6 protein-coding genes are annotated in these 11,928 nt (G+C 64.4%); 2 read left to right on the top strand and 4 right to left on the bottom strand.

All coding sequences use genetic code 11. From position 1 onward, the window contains the following. Positions 1–104 precede the first annotated feature (104 nt). Positions 105–1,079: a hypothetical protein gene (locus tag DQW77_RS13995; protein ID WP_147094978.1), complete on the bottom strand. Its 975-nt coding sequence runs from the start codon at positions 1,077–1,079 to the stop codon at positions 105–107. A gap of 987 nt (positions 1,080–2,066) precedes the next feature. Further along, positions 2,067–3,086 carry a phosphotransferase gene (locus DQW77_RS13990; RefSeq protein ID WP_113258852.1) on the bottom strand — a complete coding sequence of 340 codons (1,020 nt, stop codon included), beginning with the start codon at positions 3,084–3,086 and terminating at the stop codon, positions 2,067–2,069. 263 nt (positions 3,087–3,349) lie between these two features. On the opposite strand from DQW77_RS13990, the gene DQW77_RS13985 reads away from it, so the two are divergent. Next, complete coding sequence (locus DQW77_RS13985) at positions 3,350–6,058, top strand: Hint domain-containing protein (RefSeq protein ID WP_113258851.1); 2,709 nt, start codon at positions 3,350–3,352, stop codon at positions 6,056–6,058. A 295-nt stretch (positions 6,059–6,353) separates the two neighbouring features. Continuing rightward, positions 6,354–8,666 carry a Hint domain-containing protein gene (locus DQW77_RS18760; protein ID WP_113258850.1) on the top strand — a complete coding sequence of 771 codons (2,313 nt, stop codon included), beginning with the start codon at positions 6,354–6,356 and terminating at the stop codon, positions 8,664–8,666. A gap of 19 nt (positions 8,667–8,685) precedes the next feature. Here the strand turns inward: DQW77_RS18760 and DQW77_RS13975 are convergent, their stop codons facing one another. Next, on the bottom strand, positions 8,686–9,285 hold the full coding sequence (locus DQW77_RS13975) for an NTP transferase domain-containing protein (RefSeq protein ID WP_113258849.1): 600 nt from the start codon (positions 9,283–9,285) through the stop codon (positions 8,686–8,688). 174 nt (positions 9,286–9,459) lie between these two features. Next, positions 9,460–11,877, bottom strand: a complete 2,418-nt coding sequence (locus DQW77_RS13970) for an FAD-dependent oxidoreductase (protein WP_113258848.1) — start codon at positions 11,875–11,877, stop codon at positions 9,460–9,462. Positions 11,878–11,928: the final 51 nt, after the last annotated feature.

Below are 11,928 nucleotides of genomic sequence, written 5' to 3'. Positions count from 1 at the left end.
CAAAGGTTCGATGATCGCCCACTGCCTGTCTGTCAAAGTCCGTCTGCTCAAGATCGCCTCCCGTTTTTGATCTTGAATCAAACGAGAACCGATTTGGGAATCCCCTAAATGCAGACGCCGCCTAGTCTGCAGCTTGCTAAAATTGCGGCGCTAAAGTCACCACGTGCGAAGTTGGCGAAACTCAGGTCGGTGCCTCTGAGGTCCAATCGGTACCTTTTTGCCCTTTCTACAGATTTTTGGCTCTCGTATCTACGACCTATCACGTCGATAGCTGCTTGAAGGTCGACACGAAGCGATCCACGCTCAAAAGGTAGTTCTTTAGGCGTTAGATCACTTGTTTTGGCATTTTCCCGGATATAGGCGCAGAGGATTTCCATGATCTGCACATGGTCGCGGTCGCTGTCCTGCGTGATCCTCTCCAGCGCGTAGATCGCCCCGATGCGGACTTCGAGGTTGGGTATTGTGACAGCAATGTTTTCCCATTTTTCGTTTTTGCCACGCGTTGCACCGGGCGGAAGCTGTAATGGCTCGTCCTTCCATTCAAACTCGATAGAAACAGCCTCGGCTTCTTTAAATAGCAACGTCACTTGTCGACCGAGCCGGTTCACCTCCTTCTCCGCGCCCAGCCCCTGCACGGCGGTGTTGATCCGGTCGTTGATGTGGCCCTGTTCGGCGGTCTCGGTCTGGCGGCGGTTGAGCGCCATGCGGATCAGCGTGAAGGGCAGGGAGATCACCGCGCCCAGTGCGGCCGTGAGGGCCGTGAGGGTCAGCAGTGACCAGCGCAGGTCCAGGCCCTCCGCCTGCGTCGGTGCGGCGGTTCTGTCCATGATCCCGAAGATCACCCAGAAGACACCCCAGAGCAGGGTCAGCAGGAGCGCCGCCCATATGACCGTCAGGATCAGCACGACAAAATGGGGCAGGCCCTCCAGCCCCATCCGTTCGCGCCCGAGATCGAGCCGGCCCTTGCCCGTGGCAAGCAAGACGAAGGCGGACAGAACCACGACTGCGAGCACCGTCATCGCGGTTCCGAACACCTGCCATGTCAGTGTCAATGTGATGGTGTTGCCGCCGTCGCCCAATGCCCCGTCCCTTCACCGCGTCGCGCCACCCTAACCGGGCGAGGGCCGGGCGGGCAATGCGGGGCAAGGCCAGGGTGCGTGGCGATTCGAGCCGGGGACGTTTCCGGATGATCGTGAAAAGGCCGCGTGCGCGTGGATTGACCTTGAAGCGGAAACAAAACGTTCCGCGGACGCTTGGCCCGTGCGGCAATGCCGGGTGATGGCGCGGACTCGGGGTGCTCGTCGCGAAGATGGAAACAGTTCCCCGAAGCGATCCCGGTTGATCCGGCCGCCGCACCGTCCCGGGCCCTTTGTTTCAAGGCTCTGGACGGGTGGACCGTCAATGCGGGGCTGGAAACAATCGCTGCCCGTCAGGGCTGTTCCGTGTCCGGTTTCGTCATGTTGAGGACCCAATTGTGGCGGATTGCGGTCACGTTGCCGTCAGATTTGCCTTTGTGGTCGCGCCGGTACGGGGTAAGAATGCGTTTGCCTAGCTGGGGGGCGAGGTCTGTTGGTCGTGGGGGCGACTGCGCGTGAAATGCATCGACGGGATGTTGTTCGTGCGTTCGCCGTGCTGAGGCAAAGCATGGTCTGGAAACCGGGACGCAGGCGCCAGCGCGGCGCGGCGCCCGGCTGCCGGTGGCGAACCCGAACATCCCGCCCGGTGCCGGGCACGCGGCGGTCGCGCCGGCCTGTCGGGGGGGCAGGAGTTTTGTTCGCCACGAGGCGGAAGGCCGGGCACCCGCCCGCGGTAAGGAGAAGACGATGGCAAAGCTACCGACCACGACTGTGATGCCGGGCCATCGCATCTCATGCTTGCGGTTACGACGGTCGCCTCGAAGCCCGTGGAATCATCATCGGTCCCGGGCAGATGAGTCGAATGTCCGAGAAGCGGTTGAGACGACCGTATCGCACAATGGGAGTGGAAAGATGTCAGTGAGGGGGATCGATGGCGACATCGATAACAGTCTGCTCGATGACTCGTTCCTCGGCATTCCCGCGCGATCGTCACCGCTGCCAGACGGCGCGCACGGCGTGCGCGGCGGCGGTGAACACGGTTTCCGCGCCATGACAGAGCGGACAGTCCGCAGCCAGTCGCGCCGCCCGGTCGGCGAGAGCGGCAGCCATCGCCGGATGCGCGCCCAGCCGGTCGCGTCGCAGGATTTCCGCGCGGATCTGCCAACCCTCGCGATGGGCGCGGCGCAGGATCCGTCCCAGGCGACCGCCCGCATGCAAGACGGCGCGGGCGCGCAGATCGGCCAGATACGCCTCCGGGTCGTCAGTGTCCCGCGGGTCGAGACGCGCGCCGATGATCTCCAGCATCGCCTCGGGCGACAGCGGCCATGTCTCGTCGTTCATAAGGCGGACAAAATCCTCGGCGCCCGGTCCGCGGCCGGCATCCTCGAAATCGAACCAGCGCACCATGCCCGCAGAGTCCAGCACGGCATTGCCCGCACGGCAGTCGCCCCGCACGAAGCCGACGGGCGCAACAGCCATCGCGTCGGTCACGAGGGCGCGGTCAAGGGTCGGCGGTTCCGCCCCGAGCGCCTGTGCCAGCGCCGTGATCGCGTCCAGACGGCGGCTGGTGATCCCGGCATCGCGACCAACCGCAGGCAGCGTCGGCTCCTCGGCCAGCCCGGCTGTGACCGCCGCGCGCTGTATCGCCAGGATCGAGTCAACGGTGTCCCGCGCCAGCTTGTGGCGCTGCCCGGCGTCGGCGCGATTTGCCGCAACGCTCAGGCGGTCGCGGCCAAGATCGGACTGGATTGTCAGTTCTTCCTCGGCGGCCAGAAGGCGCGGAACCGCGTCGGTCAGCGGGGCCAGCCGGGACAGAACCATCCGTTCGCGCGCAGCTCGCTCAGGGTCCGTGCGGCGGGTGACGATCATCGTGTCGTCGGACAGATGTATTCGCCAGCTCGCCTGTTCGCGCCCGGCCGGTGCGGTGATGCGCTCCACCCGCCGACCCAGAAGCGCGGCGGCCCGCCGGGCGATCTCGCCAGCCTCGGCTGCGGCTTCGCTGTCAGTCATGGCACTCTCCCTCAGCTAGTATCGTGCCCGTCCGGCCGGGCGGACTCACGTCGCCGCTCATGGCGTGGCCGAAACGCGTCGCGCGCACATGCCCCGGCCTTGTCCGGAAGCCTTAGTCGCTTTTCGCATCGTCCGGAAGGGATGTGTCGGGAACAGGTATTGCCGGGGAAAAGGGATGCGCGCAACCGAAAGTTGTCGGCACGCATGACGTTACACGGGTCGCAGGACGACCTTGGGGAATTGAAAACAGAAGGATTGTGCAAATGAGTGGATCAAGCTCAGGCTCCGGATCGGGGATAGGCCCGAACGGAATTGTCGACGGAACGACCGGCAGTGATCTGATCCTGCCGTTCTTCATCGATGCCGATGGTGACCAGGTCGACGGCTTCGACGGCGATGATGATACCATCTTCGCCTTCGAGGGCGACGATACCGTCGTTGCCGGGGCTGGCAACGACAGCGTCAAGGGTGGAACCGGCGACGACCTGATTTACGGCGACAGCGATCTTTCCGACGAACAGTTCGACGGCATCGTGCGCGAGAGCTTCGAATGGGACAAGGCGCCCGATCCAAATGGACCGAACCCGATCGAAGACGAAGATCCGTTGTCCCACTTTACCCAGAACACGGGCAACGTCGATGTGACCTTCACGGTTACCGACCAATCCAGCTCGCGTGTCGACCATGAATTCTCGGACGAGCACCAGTTCGTCGGGGGAATCGATGACGGCAGCGAGTCGATCGACGCCGGGAGCGGTCTGGTAAGTGATCTGACGGGCGACGGGGACGGCAGCGCCAATTTCGAACTCGGGTTTTCGACGCCGGTCGAGAATGCGGATTTCCGTATCAACGATATCGACGGGTCCGGCATGGTGACCGTCACCGCCGAGCTGGATGGCGTGCCGGTCACGGTTAACCTGACGGGTGGCAGCAAACTCGATGTTTCCGGGAACACAGCGCGCACCGACAACCCCGGTCCGGATGAATACGCGCAGCCAAACGAGGATGATTTCTCGGCGCGAGTGCAAATCGACGGCCCGTTCGACAAGATCAAGATCGAGCACAGCGAAGGCGACTTCAACTCGGGTATCTGGGTCACGGACGTCTATTACGACGCGCCGGTGGCGGATCCCGGCACGGGGGGGGACGACACCCTGCTGGGCGGCGCGGGCGCCGACGAGATCTACGGCGAAGGCGGCGATGACAGCATTGAGGGCGGTGCCGGGGCAGACCTGCTTTCGGGCGGCGACGGCACCAATATCCTGCGCGGCGGGGACGAGGACGACACCTTTGTCGGCGGCGACGGCGCCGACAGCTTCGACGGCGGTCGTGACGAGGACGTGATCGACTACTCCACCTCTGGCGCGGCCGTGACTGTCAACCTCTCAACCTCCAGCCTCTCGGGCGGTGACGCCGATAACGACACGATCATCAATGGCATCGACGGTGCGATCGGCTCGAATCATGACGATCTTCTCGTCGGCTTCAACCAGCAGGGCACCTCGGACCCGAATGTGTTCAGCAACTTCTTCGACGGGGGCGCCGGCAACGACACGATCGACGGGCGCGGTGGCGATGACGTGCTGATCGGCGGAGACGGCAGCGATTCCGTGATCGGCGGCTCGGGCGACGATACCATCGACACGTCGGGAAGTGACCCGCTTCCCGATGACGGCTTCGGAAGTGTCGTGGATGAAGACCCCAACCAATTGAACGACCGCGATACGGTTGATGGCGGCGGCGGTGACGACTCGATCAACACCGGCGACGATGCCGACTGGATCAGTGGCGGCGCCGGTGATGATACCATCGACGGCGGGCTGGACGACGACGAAATCTACGGCGCTGACGGCGATGATGAAATCACTGCCGGTGAAGGCAGCGACACCGTATTCGGTGGTCGTGGCGACGACACGATCTATGGTGGCATCGACGATCCCGCCGTCAACATTCCCGATCCCATCGACCCCGAGTTGGACAATGGCGACGATTCGCTTCTCGGCGGGGGTGGCGATGACCTCATCTTCGGTGAGGACGACAACGACACGCTGGAAGGCGGTGCCGGTGAAGATACCCTGCACGGCGGGGTCGATGATGACACGATCATAGGCGGGGCCGGCGCCGACACCATGACCGGCGGTGCTGATCGCGACACGTTCATCATCACCTCTGTCTCTGACGCGGATGGCGACGACGTCGATGGCGGCACCCTTGGCGATGATTTCGACACGCTGGACCTGACTGGCCTTGGACCGTTCGAAAGGGTCGGTGAGACCACCGATCCCGATGGCGACTCCACCAGCGGCACGATCAACTTCCTCGACAGCCCGGGTGGCAGCGTCACCGGTTCGATGACCTATTCCGAGATCGAGCGGATCGTGCCCTGCTTCACGCCGGGGACGGTTATCGCCACACCTTACGGCGAACGCCCGGTCGAGGATCTGAGGCCCGGGGACCGTGTGATCACCCGCGACAATGGCCTGCAGGAAATCCGCTGGGCCGGCCGTCGCGATCTTGGCACCGCGGAACTTGGTGCCGCGCCGCACATGCGCCCGGTGCTCATCCGTGCCGGCGCCCTCGGCCGCGGCCTGCCCGAGCGTGACATGCTGGTCAGTCCGCAGCACAGGGTGCTGATGAACAACGACAAGACCGCGCTCTATTTCGAGGATCGCGAGGTGCTTGCCGCGGCTAAGCACCTGACCGGACTCGAAGGCGTGGACGAGGTCCGCGAGGCAAGTGGCGTCAGCTATATTCACTTCATGTTCGACCAGCACGAGGTGGTTCTGTCGAACGGGGCCTGGACCGAGAGCTTCCAGCCCGGTGAACAGACCCTTGACGGCATGGGAGAGGAAAGCAGGGCGGAAATCCTCGAACTCTTCCCGGAACTGGCCGAGGCCGAGGGGATCAGGGCCTACCAATCCGCCCGCCGGTCGCTCAAAAAGCACGAGGCGGGCCTGCTGGTCGCGGAATAAGGCATTTGCAGCCGACCGGCGCGGGAAACTGCGCCGGTGCCGGGCGCGATTCCGGGGGCGTTTCGGGTCCGAAAGGGACAATCCCGGCTTTTGTCCGGGATTGTTTCGTTGGTGACGTACAATCACACGGTTTCTGTTGCGGTCGCGCATCTCCCATGGGTGGCTTTTTCGCCGTCCATGGCAATTTTTGCGCCCTGCGCCATACTTGCGCCATGAGTAAACGGTAAGCCGCGGAAGCGGGGGCGCCCTTCGTGAAGGGTCAACCGCGGCGTGATACAGGCAAGGAGACCTCCGCATGGCCGATATCGACGGCACGGGCAGCAACGACACGATTCCCGGAACCAACGAAGATGACACCATCGAGGCTCTTGCAGGGGCCGACCGGGTGTCCGGAGAGGGTGGAAGCGACAGCATCCTCGGCGGTGATGGCGACGACACGATCTTCGGTGATGCCGGCGATGGCACCTCGCTTGGCAACGACGCGACTCCGCTTGAGCTGAGCATTTCGAACCTCGTGTCGGACACCTCTCACGGAAACAACAATGCGGATGTCGGCGATACGGCGGTCTATTCCGATGTCGCTCAGCTTGAAGATGGCACTTCGATCTCCGCACGCATCGTCCTGACCGGCACCAGCGATGATCATCTGGACGTTGACCTGAGCGGCGGCGACGGATTCGAAATCCTGCTCAACGGCAGCTCGGACGAGTCCATGGGCGGCAAAACGGCCAGCTTCCGGATGGAATTCTTCGATCCGGCCACCGGTGATCCGGTGGCCCTCAACTCCACCGCCACCATAAACGACCTCGACCGCAACAGCCCCGGCGACCGTGAGTCCGTGACCATCGACGCGGACAGCTTCATCAGTTTCTCGACCACATCGGAGACGTCTCTCGAAACCACCACCGGCTCCGGCACCGTGACCGCCTCGGGCACCGAACAGAATGATCCGTCCGATCCGGATGCATGGTTCTCGGCGGAATTCGAAAACCGGGAGTTCATCGAGTTCACGCTCGAAACACGGTCCACGAATTCCGGGTTCAGCTTCAGCGGTGACCTGATCGAGGATCCCGTGGTCACGCCCTTCGAGGATGGCGACGACACGATCCTCGGAGGCGCCGGCAACGACGAAGCCTTCGGGCAAGGCGGCGATGACAGCCTCGATGGCGGCCTTGGCGACGACACGCTCTCGGGCGGTGAAGGATCCGATACCCTGGCGGGCGGTGGCGCCGGTGATCAGGCCACGACGCTGGATTTCGAGGGTCTCGCGACCGGCGACATCGTTTCGGGACAGTTTCAAGGCCACGGAGTCACGATTGCCAGTGAGGATTCCGACCACCCGCCGATGATCTTCGACACCGAAAACCCGACCGGTGGCGATGGCGATCTCGGCTCGGCGACCCTCGGCAAGGTTCTGATCCTGTCACAGGATGGTGACACGTCCGATCCCGATGACAATGGCAGCGGCGGCACCTTCCAGTTCACTTTCGACGATCCGGTGACGATGAACTCGATGACCTTCAAGGACATCGAGGAAGGGGCAAAGATCGACCTGCTTGACGACGAGGGCGCGCTGATCCAGTCCATCCCGGTTTCCGCAACCGGCGATGGCGGTGAACGGCTGGAAACGATCGACAACGACAACGTGGCGCGCATGGATGTCACCCTCCACGGCAGCGGTGCGATCGACAACGTGTCCTTCACCCGTTTCGAACCCGGTGATGACCTCCTCAAGGGGGGCGCGGGCGGTGACACGCTCTTCGCCGGTGCCGGCGACGACACGTTGGAGGGTGATACAGGGTCCGATACCTTTTCGGTCACGGAGGCCGGAGATCACAGGATCGTCGGTGGCGAAGACAGTGATGACTCGGATATCGACGTGCTCGACCTGTCGGGACTCTCGACCTCGGTCACCCATACGGGACCCGAATCCGGCACCGTGGATTTCCTCGACGGGTCGGGCGGAGTGACGCACACGGCCCACTTCTCCGAGATCGAGCGCGTGATTTGCTTTACCCCGGGCACGGGCATCGCCACGCCGCGCGGCATCAAGATGATCACGGATCTGCGCCCCGGCGATCGCGTCATCACCCGGGACAACGGCCTTCGCGAAATCTGCTGGACCGGCCGCCGGAGGCTCGATGCCGCCCGTCTGATGGTCGCGCCGCATCTCTGTCCGGTCCTGATCCGGCGCGATGCGCTCGGTACCGGGATGCCGGATCGTGACATGCTGGTAAGCCCCAATCACCGGATGCTGATCGCCAATGAACTGGCGGAAATGCTCTTCGGGGAACGCGAGGTTCTCGTCGCCGCCAAACACCTGACCGGCCTGCCCGGCATCGAGCAGGCCGGCGCGGCGAAAGGCGTGAGCTACATTCACGTGATGTGTGAACACCATGAGGTCCTGCTGGCCGATTCCGCCTGGTCCGAGAGTTTCCAGCCCGGTGATGACGCGCTACGTGGTATCGAGGCGGAGCAACGCGACGAAATCCTGACGCTGTTTCCGGATCTCGCCAGTGCCCGCGGTCTCGGCGCCTACAGGGCGGCACGGCCGTCTCTCAAGGCGCATGAGGCCAAGGCACTGGTCGCGCGCGGCCGGCCACAGTAGAGGGCGCGCGCCGACGGGGTCAGCGCCCGGTCCGTTGCCGCCACGCCGCCCAGTCCGCCGGCGTGTCCAGATCCGTGGTGGCCCGATGCCCGGGCAGGGGCACCTTCACCACGGTTTCGCCTGTGAACACCTGCTGCGCGCCGGCATCGCCCTCAAGCGCGCCGAGCATCGGGAAAAGGCGCCTCGGCAGAACAACGGGATGGCCTTTGCGGCCCGCGCTATCCATCCCGCGATGAACCAGCCGCGGCCGGGCAATGAAACTCCGCGCCACCGCGGCGATATCGTCCGTCCCGAGTTCGGGAAGATCGGCCAACAGCACCAGCAATCCATCGGCTTCCCGGGCTTCGGCCCACAGGGCACCGGCCCGGATCGACGCCGCCATGCCTTGTGCCGCATCCGTCACATCCCGCAGGCAGGCGCCGCCGATCCCGTCGAGGGCGGTGCGTCGCGCCGCCGCTCCGGGCGGCAGCGTGATCAGAACCTCCCACCCCGTGGCCAGCGCCGCCCGGGCCTGCCGCGCCAAAAGCGGCTCGCCGTCCACCGGCTCCAGAAGCTTGTCGCGCCCGTCCATGCGTTCCGAGCGACCCGCGGCGGGAATCAGGATCGCAAGCCCGGTCATGCCTCGGCCCCCTCTCGAAGACGGGGGCGGCGCCCCTTCTGCTTCCGGGCCAGCCGGCAAGGTTCCCTCCGCAGTATTCCCGCCGGGAAACAGTCACCTGATGCCACTGTGTTCATCTTTCCCCAAATACTCCCGCCGGAGGCGCCGGACATCGCCCCGACACCCCGGAAGGCGTCAGCAGCGTAACCGTACCCCCTCGGGATCGAACAGCGGTTCCGTGATCAGCCGCGCCGGGCGCATCTCGCCCAGGATCTCGATTTCCGCCGCCAGACCCGGCACCGCCCTCGCCGCCGGCACCAACGCCAGGGCCACGGATTTCTCGGCATGGTGCGAGTACCCGCCCGAGGTGCAGAATCCCTCAACCGCGCCTTCGATCCAGACCGGCTCGTAGGCGTTCACGTCCGCGTCCAGCGCCTCCACTTCGAACGCCACCAGTTTGCGTCCGGGCCCGGCTGCGCGCTCGGCCTCCGCCGCGGCGCGGCCGACGAAATCGACGTTTTTCGTGAAGCTGATGAAGCGGTCGAGCCCGGTTTCAGCGGCGGTGTAATCGGGTGAGAATTCGCGCATCCAGCCACCGAAGAACCGATCGAGCCTGAGCGACATCATCGCGCGCATCCCGAAGGGCTTCATTCCGTGCCTTTGCCCTTCCGACCACAGAACCGCCCAGAGCGCGCGTTGTGCCATCGGATCGCAGTAGATCTCGTAGCCGAGATCGCCGGTGAAACTGACCCGCTGGATCAGCGCATCCACCATCCCGACGGTGGCGTGGCGCAGATCCATGAACTTCATGTCCGCCACCCGGTCGCGGGTGCAGGCGACCAGAACGTCGCGCGCGCTGGGGCCCGCGATCTGGAACCCGTTGAGCCGGTCCGAGATGTTCTCGACATGCACGCCCACCGTCTCGTTCTGGCCGAACCAGCGCATGTGCCATGCCTGCGCCCCGTAGGACGCGGTCAGCTGGAATGTCTCGTCATTGAGGCACGAGACGGTGAAATCGCCCCAAAGCCGACCCGCCGGGCTCAACATCGGCGTCAGCGAGACGCGCCCGGGCTTGGGAATGCGCCCGGCCATGATCCGGTCGAGCCAGGCGCGCGCCTTCTCTCCGGTCACAAGGTACTTGCCGAAATTGTGCACCTCGTTGATGCCCACGCCCTCGCGCACCGCCTGCACTTCGCGTTTCGTGGCCTCCCAGGCATTCGAGCGCCGGAAGGAGGGTGTTTCGAAGCGCGGTTCGCCCTCTTGTGCAAAGTAATTCACCACCTCGAGCCCGTATTGGTGGCCCCAGACGGCGCCCATGCTCTCGAAGATGTCGTACATCGGCGTGGTCATGAAGGGGCGCGCGGCGGGAAGTTCCTCGTTCGGATAGGCAACGCTGAACCGTTTCTGGTAGTTCTCGATCACCTTGGGCCGGGTATAGCCGGGCGTGATCCAGTCGCCGTACCGGGCCACGTCCATCGCCGAGACATCGCGCTCGCACTCGCCGTCAACCATCCACTGCGCCAGCATCAGCCCCACGCCGCCGCCCTGGCTGAATCCGGCCATCACGCCGCAGGCGGACCAGTAGCCGGCGATGCCCGGCACCGGCCCGACCAGAGGATTGCCGTCCGGTGCGAAGGTGAAGGGCCCATGTATCACCGATTTCACGCCCGCCCGCTCCAGTGCCGGAAAGCGGCGGTAGGCGAAATCGATCGACTCCTCGATCTTGTCGAAATCGTCGGGCAGCAATTCATGCCCGAAGCTCCAGGGGGTGCCATCCACGGCCCAGGGCCGGCAGGTCTGTTCGTAGAACCCGATGCACAGGCCGCGCCCCTCCTGCCGCAGGTAGCTTTCACCGGCCGGATCCATGACATGCGGATGCTCGCCACCCGTGTCGAGTATCTCGACGATTTCGGGAACCTCTCCTGTCACGAGATACTGGTGTTCCATCGGGTGCAGCGGAAGGTAGACCCCGGCCATCGCCCCCACCTCGCGCGCCCAGAGGCCGGCCGCGTTGACCACGTGCTCGGCATGGATGGTGCCCTTTTCGGTCACCACGTCCCAGGTCCCGTCGGGCCGCGGATTGGTCTCGCGCACATGGCAATGGGTTTCGATTATGGCCCCGCCCATCCGTGCCGCCTTGGCATAGGCATGGGTGGTGCCCGAGGGATCGAGATGCCCGTCAAGCGGATCGTAAAGCGCCCCGAGTACGCCCTCGGTATCGGTCACCGGCGCGATCTTGCGGATCTCCTCCGGACCTACGATATGCGTGTCCAGTCCCATGTAACGGTGCTTGGCGCGTTCGGCCAGCAGCATGTCGAACCGGTCGCGGTTGTCGGCAAGCGTCACGCCCCCCACATGATGCAGCCCGCAGGAGAGGCCGGTGATTTCTTCCAGTTCACGGTAAAGCTTGATGGTGTAGCCCTGCAGTGCGGCCATGTTCGTGTCACCGTTGAGGGTGTGAAACCCCCCCGCCGCGTGCCAGGTGCTGCCGCTTGTCAGATCGGAACGTTCGATGAGCATCACGTCCGACCAGCCCAGCTTGGTGAGATGGTAAAGAACGCTGCATCCGACGACACCGCCGCCGATCACGACCACGCGGGTGGTGGTTTGCATGGAGCCCTCCCTGTTCTGTTGCCGCAACACTGCCTGGCCTGACCCGGCCCG

It is taken from the genome of Roseovarius sp. TE539 (assembly GCF_003298505.1).
In the GTDB taxonomy this organism is placed as follows: Bacteria; Pseudomonadota; Alphaproteobacteria; order Rhodobacterales; family Rhodobacteraceae; genus Roseovarius.
Note: the sequence above shows the minus strand (reverse complement) of the source record. Positions and strands in the feature narration are given on the sequence as shown.